General features: G+C 65.9%; 13 protein-coding genes and 1 pseudogene. 5 read left to right on the top strand and 9 right to left on the bottom strand.

Translation table 11 applies throughout. The features are described from left to right. Positions 1 to 43 precede the first annotated feature (43 nt). Positions 44 to 1,033, top strand: coding sequence for an IS481 family transposase (locus K6L26_RS01840; RefSeq protein ID WP_221852548.1), 990 nt, complete (start codon positions 44 to 46; stop codon positions 1,031 to 1,033). Here K6L26_RS01840 and K6L26_RS01845 read toward each other — a convergent pair. After that, complete coding sequence (locus K6L26_RS01845) at positions 1,030 to 1,515, bottom strand: hypothetical protein (RefSeq protein WP_036390757.1); 486 nt, start codon at positions 1,513 to 1,515, stop codon at positions 1,030 to 1,032. The genes K6L26_RS01840 and K6L26_RS01845 overlap by 4 nt on opposite strands. A gap of 233 nt (positions 1,516 to 1,748) precedes the next feature. Then, positions 1,749 to 2,615 carry a DUF732 domain-containing protein gene (locus tag K6L26_RS01850; protein WP_047037064.1) on the bottom strand — a complete coding sequence of 289 codons (867 nt, stop codon included), beginning with the start codon at positions 2,613 to 2,615 and terminating at the stop codon, positions 1,749 to 1,751. Positions 2,616 to 2,734: 119 nt separating this feature from the next. On the opposite strand from K6L26_RS01850, the gene K6L26_RS01855 reads away from it, so the two are divergent. After that, positions 2,735 to 3,574, top strand: coding sequence for an SDR family oxidoreductase (locus tag K6L26_RS01855; protein ID WP_043368827.1), 840 nt, complete (start codon positions 2,735 to 2,737; stop codon positions 3,572 to 3,574). Here K6L26_RS01855 and K6L26_RS01860 read toward each other — a convergent pair whose 3' ends face one another. From K6L26_RS01860 to K6L26_RS01870, 3 genes are read right to left on the bottom strand one after another with little or no spacing between them, the layout of a single operon-like run. After that, on the bottom strand, positions 3,575 to 4,417 hold the full coding sequence (locus K6L26_RS01860) for a class I SAM-dependent methyltransferase (protein WP_051752700.1): 843 nt from the start codon (positions 4,415 to 4,417) through the stop codon (positions 3,575 to 3,577). Between the two features lie 17 nt (positions 4,418 to 4,434). Next, complete coding sequence (locus K6L26_RS01865) at positions 4,435 to 4,917, bottom strand: hypothetical protein (protein ID WP_065063324.1); 483 nt, start codon at positions 4,915 to 4,917, stop codon at positions 4,435 to 4,437. Then, complete coding sequence (locus tag K6L26_RS01870) at positions 4,914 to 7,313, bottom strand: molybdopterin oxidoreductase family protein (protein WP_065063326.1); 2,400 nt, start codon at positions 7,311 to 7,313, stop codon at positions 4,914 to 4,916. The genes K6L26_RS01865 and K6L26_RS01870 overlap by 4 nt, the downstream gene beginning before the upstream one ends. Before the next feature lie 200 nt (positions 7,314 to 7,513). Here K6L26_RS01870 and K6L26_RS01875 point away from each other — a divergent pair, with 200 nt between their 5' ends. Continuing rightward, the gene (locus tag K6L26_RS01875) at positions 7,514 to 8,659 is read left to right on the top strand and encodes a glycoside hydrolase 5 family protein (protein ID WP_036392571.1); all 1,146 of its coding nucleotides are present in this window, start codon (positions 7,514 to 7,516) and stop codon (positions 8,657 to 8,659) included. A 4-nt stretch (positions 8,660 to 8,663) separates the two neighbouring features. Here the strand turns inward: K6L26_RS01875 and K6L26_RS01880 are convergent, their stop codons facing one another. Further along, positions 8,664 to 9,701, bottom strand: coding sequence for an alpha/beta fold hydrolase (locus tag K6L26_RS01880; RefSeq protein WP_409347508.1), 1,038 nt, complete (start codon positions 9,699 to 9,701; stop codon positions 8,664 to 8,666). 109 nt (positions 9,702 to 9,810) lie between these two features. Here K6L26_RS01880 and K6L26_RS01885 point away from each other — a divergent pair, with 109 nt between their 5' ends. Further along, a complete protein-coding gene (locus K6L26_RS01885) occupies positions 9,811 to 10,707 on the top strand; it encodes a LysR family transcriptional regulator (protein ID WP_065063330.1) in 897 nt (298 codons plus the stop codon). On the opposite strand, the pseudogene K6L26_RS01890 reads toward K6L26_RS01885, so the two are convergent. After that, positions 10,704 to 11,058 (bottom strand): annotated as a pseudogene (locus K6L26_RS01890) (VOC family protein). The gene K6L26_RS01885 and the pseudogene K6L26_RS01890 sit on opposite strands and share 4 nt — an antisense overlap. Before the next feature lie 193 nt (positions 11,059 to 11,251). Further along, complete coding sequence (locus K6L26_RS01895) at positions 11,252 to 12,160, bottom strand: leucine-rich repeat domain-containing protein (RefSeq protein ID WP_131806243.1); 909 nt, start codon at positions 12,158 to 12,160, stop codon at positions 11,252 to 11,254. A 745-nt stretch (positions 12,161 to 12,905) separates the two neighbouring features. Between K6L26_RS01895 and K6L26_RS01900 the strand changes: the two genes are divergently transcribed. Further along, entirely contained in the window at positions 12,906 to 13,685 is a 780-nt protein-coding gene (locus K6L26_RS01900; protein ID WP_019347472.1) for an SDR family NAD(P)-dependent oxidoreductase, read from the top strand. Here K6L26_RS01900 and K6L26_RS01905 read toward each other — a convergent pair. Then, positions 13,667 to 14,272 (bottom strand): TetR/AcrR family transcriptional regulator, encoded by a 606-nt coding sequence (locus K6L26_RS01905; protein ID WP_064894998.1) that lies wholly within the window; start codon positions 14,270 to 14,272, stop codon positions 13,667 to 13,669. The genes K6L26_RS01900 and K6L26_RS01905 overlap by 19 nt on opposite strands. Positions 14,273 to 14,279 lie beyond the last annotated feature (7 nt).

Genomic DNA, 14,279 nt, shown 5'->3' on the forward strand with positions numbered 1-14,279 from the left:
AGTGCGAGCTGTCTAGGAACACACGCTCACCTCGGAGGTCTTCATGTCCCACCGTAATGCCCCGTTGTCAGAAACCGGCCGTCTGCGCCTGGCTCGTTGCATCGTCGAGGACGGCTGGTCCCTACGGCGAGCCGCTGAACGGTTCCAGGTGGCCGTCACCACCGCTCAGCGGTGGGCGCGGCGCTACCGCGAAGAAGGTCCGGCAGGGATGGCCGATCGCAGCTCACGACCCCACCGCTGTCCCAACCGGACCCCGGTACGGACCGAACGTCGCATCGTCAAAGTCCGTGTTCTGCGCCGCTGGGGCCCCGCACGCATTGCCTACCTGCTGGGTTTGAATGTGTCTACGGTGCACCGCGTCCTGCGCCGGTACCGACTGGCCAGGCTGCGCTGGCTGGACCGTCCCACGGGACGCGTTATTCGTCGAATGAACTCCGACGCTCCCGGCGATCTGGTGCACGTCGATGTCAAGAAACTCGGCAAGATCCCGGCCGGCGGCGGCTGGCGCAAACTGGGGCGCACCGCCGGCAAACACAACTCGGTAGCCGACAAAAGCACCGGACTGCGCAGCCGCAACGGGGATCCAGCTCGCGGCTACCACTTCCTGCACACCGCGATCGATGCGCACTCGAGGCTGGTCTACTCCGAATTGTTGACCGATGAACGCAAAGAAACCGCCGCAGCGTTCTGGCAGCGCGCCAACGCCTGGTTCAACGAGTGTGGTTTCACGGTACGAAATGTGTTGACCGACAACGGATCCTGCTACCGGTCACACAAATTTCGTGATGCCCTGGGTGACATCAAGCACCGACGAACCCGCCCCTACCGTCCACAGACAAACGGCAAGGTCGAGCGTTTCCACCGCACCCTTGCCGACGAATGGGCCTACGCCCGGCTCTACCGCAGCGACGCCGAACGCTGCGCCGAGTTCCCGCGGTGGCTACACACCTACAATCACCATCGCGGCCACACAGCACTCAAAGGTCAACCACCCGCCAGCCGCGTACCTAACCTCTCAGGTCAGTACAACTAGCCGGCGGCTCCGTCCACCGGGCCGGGCAGCGTCGGCGTGCCGGCGACCGGCCCGCCCCCGGGTGAGACCGTCGGTACGCCCTTGCCGGACGGAGCGCCGGCCGCCACCGCCACCGGAGCGGCGACAGGAGCCGGTGCCGCGGCGACGGGAGCGCCCGCCGGGACCACCGGAACTACCGGCACCGGCGGTGCCAGGGGTACGGGTGGAACTCCGATCGGTGGGGGAGCCACCGGTGGTGGTGCGACCGGCACCGGTGGTACGGCTGCGGGTGCCGCCGCGGGAACGACCCCGGCGGCCTCTACCGCGGGAGCCGCACACGGAACGCCGGGCACGCCGGCGGCCGCGTCGACGCACTTGTATCCGCCGGTCTTGAATGGCAGCGCTGCCGCGAGCGGGCTCAGCGCCACCGCGGCGGTCACCGCGGTCGCGCACAAACCCACGCCGACAGCAGCTTTGACCGTGATTCTGGCAAAGGTTGTCATCCCCGACCGACTCCCTTGTTTCGTGCTCGAAATTACATCGGTGACAATTGTGTCGAGCGCAACCGTAGAGCTGCCCGATGCGGGTGTCCACACGAGTTCTCGGATGGATGCGGTGTTGACATGCGAGTGATCCGTACTCGTGACCACATCGTTTCCAACCGGCGGCGCCGGTCGTGATATGGAACGGCCGGTTCTGGCCGAAATTCTGCTTCAGGTAGTGGTTTTCGCAAATATCACTGACCCAGCTGCATCCGGATCCCTTTGGCAACAAGTTGTTCGAAGCTGTAACTGAACTCGCCGCGCCGCCCCACCGACAACACGTAGCGATCCTGGCCCTCGGTCAACGGCACCTGGAAGGTGAAGGTGCAACTGGCCGCGCCGCCCTTTCCGGTCCCGAGGGTGGTGGTGGCCAGCACGTCGCCCCTGCCGTTCTTCACGGTGACGATGGTGCCCGGATTGACGTCGGAGTATCCGTTCGAGCCCTGGCAGGTCGTTCCATCGGAGGCGATGCCGTCGGCTCCGGCGTGGTCTGAAAGCACGAAAGTACCTGTCACCGTCGTCTTCTCAAGCACCCGGAAACCTTCGGCGAAATGGGGGCAAAACGCCTCTACGGCGATCTTGTCGGCGAGCAGCCCCTGCTGGGCGTCACCGTCTTCGAGCTGACGGCACACGTGGCGGCCGTGCGCGATGGCGTTGGCGTCGGAATTGAACTGATCGCGCAGCCCGGCATCCCTCAGTGCGGCAAGGTATCCGGTGTCTGGCGGCGGCGGTGTCCTACGGCCTGCCACCAGCAGCACCCACACCACCGCGGCGGTCATCACGATGATGGCCGCGGCCGCGGTGGTGCCCAACCAGGTCGACCGGATGCCCGAGGTCTTCAACTCGAGGTAGTCGGGCAGCATCCGTGCGCCGGCCGGATCGCTCTGTACCTTCCTGCCGTCGCGGACCCGGTTCGTCGGACGGCCGGTGACGAAGTAGCGGCCCTCATGGCGAGCCGTGGGATCCGGCCGCCACCCGGTCGGTGCGGACGCGTGGATCTGCCCGCAGCGGCTGCAGGTGTCGTTTTCGTCGAGCGGGGATCCGCAATACGGGCAGGCCATCACTACCTGTTATATGCCGGTCGGTCCGTCCGCACAGCGAGCCGTGCAGATTGGCTGCTGAGCAGTCGCACCAACCCCACCGGTGCGGGGCCATGGATCGGGCGTATACCGTGCTGGCCATGACACGGGTGACGGTGATCACAGGCGGCGCAGGTGGCATGGGGCTGGCGACGGCCAAGGTCGTCGGCCGCGACCAGGCGGTGGTGCTGTGCGATGTGCGCCAGGATCGGCTCGACTCCGCGGCGACTGCGCTGGGTGAGCTGGGTATCGCGGCCACGGTCGTCAATGCCGATGTCACCGATCGGGCAGCCGTCGATCGGCTGCTGGAGGCCGCGGCAGAGGTGGGTGATGTCAGCGCAGTCGTGCACGCGGCCGGGGTCAGCCCCAGCATGGGTGACGCCGAGTACGTGATGAGAACCAACGCGCTGGGCACGTTGCACGTCAACGAGTCCTTCTTCGCCTCGGCGCCCCAGGGCGCGGCGATCGTGAACGTGGCGTCGATGGCGGCCCACCTGCTTCCCGAGGAAGTCATTCCCGCACAGCATTTTCCGCTGGCGTTGCAAGATCAGGACCGCTTTCTGACCGAGATGCTGGCAGCGTGCGGCATGGCGCCGGACGACATGAGGTCGGGCTTCTCCTATGCCATCAGCAAGGCGTTCGTGAAGTGGTACAGCTCGGCGCAGGCCGAGCGGTTCAACACCCGGGGCCTTCGGATCGTCTCGGTGTCCCCGGGCTCCATCGACACCGAGATGGGCCGGCTCGAGGAGCAGGCCGGAGCCGGGGCGATGGTGGCCGATGCCGCGGTGCCGCGGTGGGGCAAGCCGGAGGAGATGGCGGATCTGCTGGCCTACTGCGCCAGTGACCGGGCCGGTTATCTCACGGGTACGGACATCCTCAACGACGGCGGCGTCGTCGCCTCGATGCGCGAACGCGCCCGGCTGGCCGCCGCCGGCGGTTAGTCAGCCGAACTCGAGCAGGGTGTAGGCCCCGCGAAACTGCCTGGTGGGCTTGAATTGCCAGAACGCCGGGAACACGGTGCCGAAGAACCATCCGCGGCCGCTGGGCATCGGCAGGTCGTGCACCGCCGTGATACCGGGCACGGTGTCGGCCAGAGTTGCCAGTTGGGCCGGTGAGAGGCTGAACGGCATCGGTGGCACGCGGTAGTGCCGTGAGGACCGCATGCCTTTGGGGGCGAACTTCTTCACCAGCACCGGCGGCAGGTCGAAGATCATCTGGCCACCGGGAAAGCGTTTGGCGCACTCGGCGATCAGATCAAGGGCTTGCGGGGGCTGCAGGTACATCAGCAATCCCTCGGCGGTGATGAAGACTCCGCTGCTTGGGTCCACGGCGTCCATCCAGCTGTAGTCCAGCGCGGACTGTGCTCGGGTGACGATGCGTTCGGATGCGGGCAGGAGCCGCTCGCGCAACGCGATGATCGGCGGAAAATCGACGGTGAGCCAACGGAACCGGGCTTCGGGCAGTGCCGCGTTCAGCCGCCAGAAGCTGGTTTGCAGGCCTTCGGCCAGCGCGACCACCGTGGCCGACGGGTGCTCATCGAGGTAACGCCGGGCCGCCTCGTCGAAGGCCAGTGAGCGCAGGGCCATCTCCTGGCCCTTGCGTCGGCCGAACTTGTCGAAGTCGAAGTCGATCGAGTCGACCAACTCGACAGCCATGGGATCGTCGATGATGGCGTGGGCATGACGCGCCTGATGTGCCCGCCCGTTCAGGGTCAGCAGTGCGGTTTCCGAAACCCCGGTCAAGCTGCCGGCGTCGACTCTGCCGTCCTCTGGGAGATCCACCATCGCAACGCTACCCGGCGCTATCCGGCCAGAGCCTGCGGTGAGAGCTCCTTGAGCATGGCGTTGGCCCACCGCATCTGACGCAGGGTCTGCGGATGGCACTGCTTACTCAGCGCGAGCAGCTCGTCGTCTTTGATCGCCTGTGTGCCCTGCGCCAAAAGTTCCCAGTCCAGCGACACCCCGGCGGCGGCGCGATGGACGCGCCGCAGGTCGGCCAGCAGCACGAGGGCCGGTTCCGGACGTTCGCGCAGGGCCGCACTGAGTCCTCGTTGAATCCGGCGGGTCACCGACACGCGCCGGCAATCGCTCGACAGGTGCAGGCCGTAGTGGCGGCCGTGCTCGGCCAGCGCTTCGACGTGTTCTTCGGACCAGCGGGCGAGGTCATCGGCGAGGTGCGAGATGTCCTGGTCGCTGTGGTGGCGGGCCGCGATGGCGCGCAGGTCGCGGGCCAGGGACTGCTCGCTACGGTGCAGTTCGGCCAGAGCCAGGGCGACCTTGCTCATGATGGACCTTCTGGAACGGGCGAGACCGGCGCCGAGGCCGTGTTCGTCGGCGCCGGAGCGGGTCTGCGGCCGCCGCCGATGCGCCGCAGTGCCGCCGCGGCGGTCTTGAAGATCGGTTGTTTCGATACCGGGTCCCAATCGGTGAGGGTGAGCTCATTGGCGGCCCGGTGATGCGCCCCGCCGGCCGGTTTCGGCGGGGTGTCCCAGTAGCCGTAGTGGAAGGGCAGGAACACCACGCCCGGCCGGATCCCGGTGATTCGCGCGGCCGCGACGACGCAACCTCGTGGGGTGCTCACCTCGACGAAATCGCCTTCCTCGATTCCGGTTCTGCGGGCGTCGGTTTCGGAGATCTCGAGCCAGACCTGGGGCGCTGCGGCGTTGAGTCGGGGCGCTCGTCCGGTTTTGGTGCGGGTGTGGAAGTGGTAGACGGTGCGCCCGGTGATCAGTACGTACGGGTACTCCGGCGACGGCGGTTCGTGGGGCGCAACGTATTCGGCGGCCTTGATGACGGCGCGTCCCTCGGGATTCATCGCGCGGTACTCCGTGGGTTCCAGTGGGGCGCCGGTGATGAGGTCTTTCCCGTAGGCCTCGCAGTAGTCGGGTTGCGCCCAGAAGTTTCCGTCGGCATAGAGGCGCTCGGTGCCGTCGGGATTCTCGGTGTTGCAGGGCCATTGGATGCCGCTGCCACCGCGCAGCTTGTCGTAGCTCAGACCGGTGTAGTCGCACGGGCGTCCGGCACTGCACTGTTTCCACGCTTCGAAGGCGGCTTCGGGCGTGCTCCAGGGCGGTAGTGGTTGCCCGTCGGCGTCCCGAAAGTCCATGCGCCGGGCGAAGTCGAGGAAGATGTCGAGGTCCGGGCGAGCCTGTCCGGGCGGATCGATCGCCTTCTCCGAAAGATGCACGGTGCGATCGGCATTGGTGAAGGTTCCGGTCTTCTCGGCCCAGGCCGCCGCCGGTAACACCACATCGGCCAGAGCGGCGGTCTCGGTCAGGAAGATGTCCTGAACGACGAGAAACAGCCGGTCCTGGGACAGGATGCGCCGGATGCGGGCCAGCTCGGGCAGGGAGACGGCAGGGTTGGTCGCGGTGACCCACAACATGTTCAGGCTGCCCTCCTCGGCGTAACGCAGCATCTGCATGCAGTGGGTGGGAGGTGCGTAGTGCGGAATCTGCATCGGATCGAGGTTCCACAGCCGCGCCAGTTCCTCGATGTGTGAGTCGTTGGCCCAGTTGCGGAATCCGGCCAGGTCCCCATCGGCTCCGCATTCGCGCGTGTTCTCGGCGGTGGGCTGGCCGTTCATCTGCAGGATGCCGCAGCCCGGCTTGCCGAGCAGGCCGCGCACCAGGTGCACGTTGTTGACTTGAACGGCCGCCGCGGTGGCCTGGTGAGATTGGTAGAAGCCCTGTAGCACGGTCGAGAGCAGGCGCTCGGCGGTGCCGAGGATCTCGGCGGCTGCCCGCAACCGGTCGGGGTCGATCCGGCAGATTTCGGCGACGCGTTCCGGAGGGAATTCGACAACCCTCTTGGCCAACTCGTCGAAGCCCACGGTGTGGGTGTCGACATAGGAGTGGTCCACCCAGTCGTGGGCGAGGATCTCGTGTAGTAACCCGTTCATCAGTGCCACATTGGTGCCGGGCAGCGGTGCCAGGTGCACGGTGGCGTGTTGTGCGACGGGCGTCGGCCGGGGGTCCACGCACACGATGGCCGGAGGATCGGGGCCGGCCAGGCGATCGAGCATGCGCATCCACAGCACCGTCTGGGTCTCGGCGACGTTGTGGCCGTAGAGCGCGATGGCGTCGCAGTGGTCGACATCGGTGTAGGAGCCGGGCTGGCCGTCGCAGCCGAAAGATTCCTTGAGCGCCTCGGCGGCGGTCGCGGTGCACAGTCGGGTGTTTCCGTCGACGTGGTTGGTGCCGATCGCCCCGTGCGCGATCACGGCCTGGGTGTAGTACTCCTCGATGAACAGCTGGCCGGACGTGTAGAAGCCGATCGAGCTCGGACCGTGGTCGTTCAGCAGGCTCTTGGTGTGCGCCACGATCCGGTCCATCGCGGTGTCCCAGTCGGCTTCGACCAGCTTGCCGTCGCGACGGATCAGCGGGCTGGTCAACCGGTCGGGTGAGGCGTTGGCCTGCCAGCCGAAAAGGTCTTTGGGATCCACCCGGCCGTGGTTGACGCGATCCACCGGGCGCCCGCGCACGCCCACGATGCGTCCGTCCTTCACGGCGATGTCGATCCCGTCGCCGTTGGAGTGCAGGACCGCGGCGGATTGAACCCACCGGTCCACCTGTTCGGGGGCCAGCCCGCCGTCGAGGTAGCTGTCCTCGCGTTGCGGCCATGCCTGCCCGCACCCGTAGGGTGTCCTCGGGCCCCATGGATCGGCGATGCGGTCGGTCACCGTGAACAGGTACCCGTCGCCGGGTAGCCCAAACCACAGCGCCGTGCCGTGCAGCCGGCGGCACTGTCGGGTACACCTCGAGTGGTAGGCGCGTTGATGAGCCGCAGACCCGAGAGTGCCGATGTTGGATACGAAATCTTAAGGAAGCCAGGTTGTTTGGTAGTTCGGTGCAACACATCAGGCAGGTCGCCCATGGCCGGTTGGCCCGTCGGGCGGCGTTCAAGGTGCCGCTGGTCATGACGGTCGCCGCGGCGTTGGGGAAGGTGCCCGCGGCGCAGGCGAAGATCGACGGCCACGGCGCCCGTTGGTCACCTGAGCGGGCGCACCGCTGGTATGCCGCGCAGGGCTGGCTGGTCGGTGCCAACTTCATTCCGTCCAACGCGGGTAACCAGCTCGAGATGTTCCAGCCCGAAACCTACGACCCGCAGCGGATCGACAGCGAGTTGCGTATCGCCCGGCTGGCCGGTTTCAACACCGTGCGGGTTTTCCTGCATGATCAGCTGTGGGCCCAGGGCCACTTGGGCTTTCAGAATCGACTGGCTCAGTTCGTTGCCCTGGCGTCGAGTCACGGCATCAAACCGCTGTTCGTGCTGTTCGATTCCTGCTGGGATCCGTTCCCTCGATTGGGACGTCAGCGCAGGCCCCGGCCCGGGATACACAACTCGGTGTGGGTGCAGGGACCGGGTGCGCAGCGGCTCGACGATCACCGGTATCGACGGACGTTGCGGGAGTATGTCGTCGGCGTGATCAGCCAGTTCCGCCATGACGACCGGGTCCTGGGGTGGGATCTGTGGAACGAACCGGACAATCCCGCCGCCACCTACCGTGCGGTGGAACGGCAGGACAAGGTGCGCCTGATCGAAGAACTGTTGCCGCAGGTTTTCGCCTGGGCCCGCTCGGTCGACCCGGTGCAGCCGTTGACCAGCGGTGTGTGGGACGGCCCGTGGGCCGATCCGGCGGCGCGCAGCCGGATGGCGACGCTTCAGCTCGATCTCTCGGATGTGTTGACCTTTCACAGCTACGACCACCCGGCCGGGTTCGAAGCCAGGATCGGTGAACTGGCACCCATGGGACGTCCGATGATGTGCACCGAGTACCTGGCCCGGGGCGAGGGCAGCACGATCGAGGGTGTCTTGCCCATCGCCAAACGGCACAATGTCGGCGCGTACACCTGGGGCCTGGTAGCAGGCAAGACGCAGACGTACCTACCGTGGGATTCCTGGGACCACCCGTACAAGGCGCCCCCGCGGGAATGGTTCCACGACTTGTTCCACGAGGACGGGCGTCCGTATCGAGACGGTGAGATCCGGACGATCCGGCAGCTGACCGGCCGGCCGTACCCGTGAGCCGTCAGCGTCCGCCCATGCGGCTGACGTCGGCCATCGCGGCGACGAACTGTTCGGGTGCCTCTTGGGGCACGTTGTGCCCGATGCCGTCCAGGACGCGGTGTTCGTAGGGTCCCGCGTAGAGCGCGCGGTAGCCCGCGCCGTCCTTGGCAGCACCGTCGAAGTCGGAGCCGATCGTGATCGTCGGCACGGTGACGGGCGGTTTGCCGGCCAGGCGTGCTTCGTCGGCGTCGTAGCGGGGCTCACCGGGCGCCAGGCTGAGCCGCCACCGGTAGTTGTGCACGACGATCTCGACGTGGTCGGGGTTGTCGAAGGCCGCGGCGGTCAGGTCGTAGGTGGCGTCGTCGAAATGCCACAGCGGTGAGGCCTTGGTCCAGATCAGCCGGTTGAACTCCTTGGTGTTCTGCCGGTAGCCGAGTTCACCGCGATCGGTGGCGAAGTAGTACTGGTACCACCAACCCAATTCCGCTTCCGGGGCCAGCGGCTTGAGGTTGGCGGCCAGGTTGACGGTGATGTAGCCGCTGACCGCGACCAGTCCGGCACATCGTTGCGGCCAGAGGGCGGCGACGTTGTTGGCGGTGCGCCCGCCCCAGTCGTACCCGCCCAGCACTGCCTTGGGGATGTTCAGCGCATCCATCAACGCGATCACGTCGTGCGCCAGCGCGGCCTGCTGTCCGTTGCGCACGGTATCGGCCGAGCGGAACCGGGTGCTGCCGAAGCCGCGCAGGTAGGGCACGATGACGCGGAAACCCTGTTCGGCGAGCAACGCCGAGGCATCGGCGTAGCTGTGGATGTCGTACGGCCAACCGTGCAGCAGGATCACCGGCAGTCCGTCGGCAGGCCCGGCTTCGGTGTAGCCGACGTTGAGGTCGCCGGCGTCGATCTGTTTGACCGGGTTCATGGTGTGCGACGGCTTGGACGGGATCCCCATGGGCGCCGACGAGGGGGCGGTGGTGGGGGAGGTGCCGCACGCCGCCAGTGCCGCCGTGCCGGCGGCCGCCGCCGTGAGGAAGCCGAAGTTTCTTCTGCTCAGACCTGTCACCGTTGCTCCTTCTCGCAGGCTCTCGGCATCCATCCCACCCCGCGCCGCATCATCAAGTCCAACGATTAAAACTGATGAAGGTCATCCATCACATAGATAAGCTGGCATCGTGGAGTTACGGCAGATCGAACACTTCATCGCCGTCGCGGGTGAGATGAGCTTCACCCGTGCCGCCGAACGGGCACATGTCGTCCAATCGGCGTTGTCGACCTCGATCGCGAAACTGGAGCGTGAACTCGGGGTGGAACTGTTCGACCGCTCGCGGCAACAGATCAGCCTCACGGCGGCCGGGGAGGCTTTCGAGGTCCGCGCCCACGAGGTGTTGCACGCGGCCCGCGCGGCAGCGGAGTCCGCGGCTCAGTTCCGTGGATCCCTCATGGGTACAGTCGAATTCGGCTCTCTGATCTCATACGGTCCGGTCGATGTGGGCGGTGCCCTCGGTGACTTCCACCGGGCCCACCCGCATGTCCGGTTGCGATTGAGACTCAGCCAGTCCGGCGCGTCGGCTTATCTGGCCGCGCTACTGGAGGGCTCGCTGGATCTGGCCCTGGTGTCACTGCCCAACCGATTCCCTCCGCAGCTGGACATGAAGCTGCTCTTCGAGGAGCCGATGATGTTCGTCTGCCGCGAGGACCATGCCTTCGTCCGTCGCCGCCGCCTCGACCTGGCAGAGCTGGCCGACGAGGATCTGGTCGGCTTCCCACCGGAGTTCGGGCTGCGTCGCCTGATGGACGAGGCGTTTCACCGTGCCGGTGTGGAGCCGCGCACGCAGTACGAGGTTCCGGCCGGGTTCGCCGCGATCGCCGAACTGGTCGGCAATGGTCTGGGCACGGCCTTCATGCCGGCGTCGGAGGCGCGCCGCTTCGGCGAGCTACGGACCGTTCCGCTGCGCGAGCCGGCGGTGTGGCAGGTCTACCTCGCCGCGCCGCCGGCGCAGCGCATGACCCCGGCCGCGGCGCGTCTGGCCGAAACCCTGCTTGCCGCAGCGGCTTCGGCCTCCGGCTAGCGTGCCAGCGGTTTGTAGAACACCAGGCCGTTGCCCTTGTTGTCGTAGACCACGGCGCGGCGCTCGTGAGCGTCGTCGTACGGGTGCTTGATGATCCCGCCGCCGCTGTCCTCGATGGCCTTGGCAGCGGCGTCGACGTCGTCGGTCTTGATGCCGACCACCACCTGGCCGGGGATCGGGGTGATCGACCGATGTCGCGAGGGCCAGGGTGAGCGATCCACCGTCGAGGGCGGCGAAGTGCGCGCCGTCGCGGAACTTCAGCGGCATTCCCAGCGTCTCGGTGTAGAAGCGGATCGACTCATCCAGGTCGTCGGTGGACAGGATGATCATCCGTACGTCGTGGTCGCTCATTGAGATACCTCCTGAAGGCCGGGTTTTCAGCTTAAATCTGGGTACACAGCCACGGTGCAGAAGGTCACCGTAGGTCTTGTCGCCGATCCGGGATTGTCCACGAAGGCGGGAGGACGTCGCGGTGTGGAAGCACGGCGATGAGTTGAAATCCCAACGGCGTTGGCACAGCGCGACGCTTGCGATTTCTTGGCGGCTATTCCCAGAAGGGTGGGCGGCCTTGTTGGAGCCAGGTTTTCCAGGTTTGTTCCCAGGCTTGGGGGTCGATGCTGGGCAGGTTGGTGACGGTGAGGTTGGTCAGGTGGGGTGCGGTGAGGACCGGACGGGTGTCGGAGAGGTTTTTGAGGTCGTCGATGATGAGGTCGGTGAGGTTGCCTAGTGCGCTCATGTCGGGTAGGTCGGTGACCTCGCGTAGGTGGTAGAGCTGTAGGTGGTGCAGGCTGGTGACCTGGGAGATTGGGCTGAGGTCGGATAGTGCGACGACTTTGAAGAATGACAGTTTCTCCAGGTGCGTGTCGGCTAGGGCGCTGATGTCTGTGATGCTGCCGCGGTTCATGTAGAAGGTGCGCAGGCTGGCCGGCAGGAAGCCCAGGCCTGGCAGTTTGCGTGCGTATCCCAGGCTCAAGGTGGTCAGGTTGGGCAGCGTTTTGAGGGCGTCGAGGTCGCGGATCTGGCCGTCGAGCATCAGGTAGTCGAGTCCGGTGAGTTCCTTGATCGAGGCAGCCGACAGTGGTTTCGGGCTTTTGTAGATCTGCAGCCATGTACAGGATGCCAAGTGGCGCAGGCCATCAAGAGATTCCAGATAGAACAGATTGCAAGCGAATCGTTGCAGGCTCGGGAAAAAACGTAGAAACTTCAGATCAGTGATCGGATGTTCGACGAACGGACGGGAACTCCACTCCGGCGTTTCGAGCTGTGAAATATAGAGCTCTTTGCCTGGGCTTTCGCTGAGAAGCTCGGCCACCTTCTGGTAGTCACCGTCGCTGAGCGGTTCGATGATCGACACTCCAGGGCATTGCGGCGGCAATGGTGCCAACATCTGAGCGGTCAGCGGCGAGGCGACGTCGCGGTAGCCTTCGATGCTGTCTGAAGTGGCGCTGGTCACCAACATCCCTCCCTTTTTCATCACAAGCGCGGATCGCGGTCAGTGCAGGGGTTGTGAAAGGTCGAGGATAGCGAGACATTCCACAACGGGTTTCAAACCTGGTCGACTATTTGGGTTTTTTGTGGTTTTGCTTGCTCTTCTTGTTCTTCTTTTTGGTCTTCTTTTTGTTCTTATCGTTTTTCTTGTTTTTCTTGTCAGACTTTTTCTTGTCGCCCTTCTTTTTTCCGCCATCCTGAGATTTCGCGGTGGCCGAGGATGTGTTGTCCTGCGAGGGCGCCTTGTTGGCTTCACGCGTCCGGCTGATGGCGGTGTCACGATGCTGGGACGCGGTGGCCTGGGTGTGCGCCTGGGCCTCATCATTGCGCTCAGCGGCTTGCGGGCGCAGATTGGGGGTCCGGATTACCCCGTCCGGCGGCTCACCATGAACACGAACATGTTCCTGAATTCGCTCCCGCGAACGCCGGCCGACCTCATCTTGGGCAGCTGCCCATTCCTCGGGGGTTTTGTCGCTTTTGCCGGCGGGTCCGTTGCATCGTGCACATAGAATCTTGACGTCTTCACCGTTGGTGCCACCGGTGCCGCCGCGTGATTTCGGTTGGGCGTCGTGGTCGAACTGGGCACGGTTGGGTGGAATCTTGTCGCCTTTGCCGTGAAGCGCCGCTTCTTTCCCGACCTCGAGTCTCTACTGGCATAGAGACCTGGGCTAGGTTGTCCCAAACGCGGACCGCGAGGAGGACGACCGACGATGACGCTGCACTTTGATCTGTCGCGCCGCCGGGTGTTGATCACCGGTGCCGGGCAAGGCGTCGGCCGCGGCCTTGCCGACGCCTTCGCCGCTGCCGACGCCACCGTGCTGGTCAACGATCTCCGCGGGGAACGAGCCGAGGCCGTGGCCGCAGAGCTGAGGGATGCCGGCGGTGACGCGATGGCGGTGCCGTTCGATGTCACCGACTTCGCCGCGGTCACGGAGGCGCTCACCCAGGCCGGACCCGTCGACATCCTGGTCAACAATGCGGGCAACGCCGGGGCCGAGGGCTTCGCCGCCCGGATGCCGTTCGCCGAGAGCACGCCCGCGGATTGGGATCCCTTCCTGCAGGTGAATCTGTACGGGGTACTGCACTGCACCCGGGCCGCTCTGCCGGCGATGGTGGAGCGGCAATGGGGCCGGGTCGTGACCATCGTGTCGGATGCCGGACGGACCGGGGACGCCAGCGGTGCCGTATACGCTGCGGCCAAGGCCGGTGCCGCGGGCCTGACCCGATCGATCGCGTTGGAGAACGGTCGCTACGGCATCACCGCCAACAACATCGCGCTGGGCACCATGCGCACACCGCTGACCGAACCGTTGTGGGCGGAGATGGCGGATTCGCCGCAGGCCAAGGCGATCCTGTCGCGCTACCCGATCCGCAGGCCGGGCCTGCCCGAGGATGTCGCCTACCTGGCGGTGCTGCTGGCCAGTGACCACGGTTCGTGGATCACCGGCCAGACGCTACCGGTCAACGGCGGCTACTCCTTCGCGATGTGACACGGCCGGGCCGCCGCGACGATCGCGGTGATGATGTCGGTCAGCTGCCCGGCAGAGCTGATCGTGCGGTCTCCGCGGGCCAGCGCCAACATCAACCCTCCGATGAAAGTGAGTAGTACGTAAGACTTTTCGTCGATCAGGTCGGAGGCGGTGTCAGGTGGGCAGAGGGCGACCACGACGTTGCGGTGCAGTTCGAAGAGCCGCTGCTGATTGTGGCTGAACGCCTCGGCCAGCCCGGGATCGCGGCTGGACGGCATCGCGAGCTCGAAGCGGGCCTTGCTGCGCACCAGGCGGGCCCCGGTTGCGGATCGGATGACCAGCCGGGCCAGGCCGCCCACCACGTCGCGGGTACCCGAGCCGGTGGCCGCGGTGAGATCGGCGAGGTCGAGGTCGGCGATGCGGTTGGCCGTAGCCCGCATCAACGCCGAGCTGGTGCGGAAGTAGAACGACGTGGTGCCGTCCGGAACGCCGGCCTTACGGTCCACCTTCAGATGCGTGACGCCTTTGATGCCCTCACGGGCCAGCAGAGCTATTGCCGCATCGCACAATTCGCGCCGGCGCTGCTCGGGGTTCTGTTTGCCGCCCACCTGCCAA

Origin of the sequence: Mycobacterium farcinogenes (assembly GCF_019739075.1) — a bacterium.
GTDB classification, from domain to species: Bacteria; Actinomycetota; Actinomycetes; order Mycobacteriales; family Mycobacteriaceae; genus Mycobacterium; species Mycobacterium senegalense.

Excerpts from the sequence above, each read along its gene's own strand:
- K6L26_RS01850 (WP_047037064.1), bottom strand. The coding sequence starts at position 2,615 with ATGGCCTGCCCGTATTGCGGATCCCCGCTCGACGAAAACGACACCTGC.
- K6L26_RS01865 (WP_065063324.1), bottom strand. The coding sequence starts at position 4,917 with ATGAGCAAGGTCGCCCTGGCTCTGGCCGAACTGCACCGTAGCGAGCAG.
- K6L26_RS01855 (WP_043368827.1), top strand. The coding sequence starts at position 2,735 with ATGACACGGGTGACGGTGATCACAGGCGGCGCAGGTGGCATGGGGCTG.
- K6L26_RS01860 (WP_051752700.1), bottom strand. The coding sequence starts at position 4,417 with ATGGTGGATCTCCCAGAGGACGGCAGAGTCGACGCCGGCAGCTTGACC.
- K6L26_RS01845 (WP_036390757.1), bottom strand. The coding sequence starts at position 1,515 with ATGACAACCTTTGCCAGAATCACGGTCAAAGCTGCTGTCGGCGTGGGT.
- K6L26_RS01900 (WP_019347472.1), top strand. The coding sequence starts at position 12,906 with ATGACGCTGCACTTTGATCTGTCGCGCCGCCGGGTGTTGATCACCGGT.
- K6L26_RS01840 (WP_221852548.1), top strand. The coding sequence starts at position 44 with ATGTCCCACCGTAATGCCCCGTTGTCAGAAACCGGCCGTCTGCGCCTG.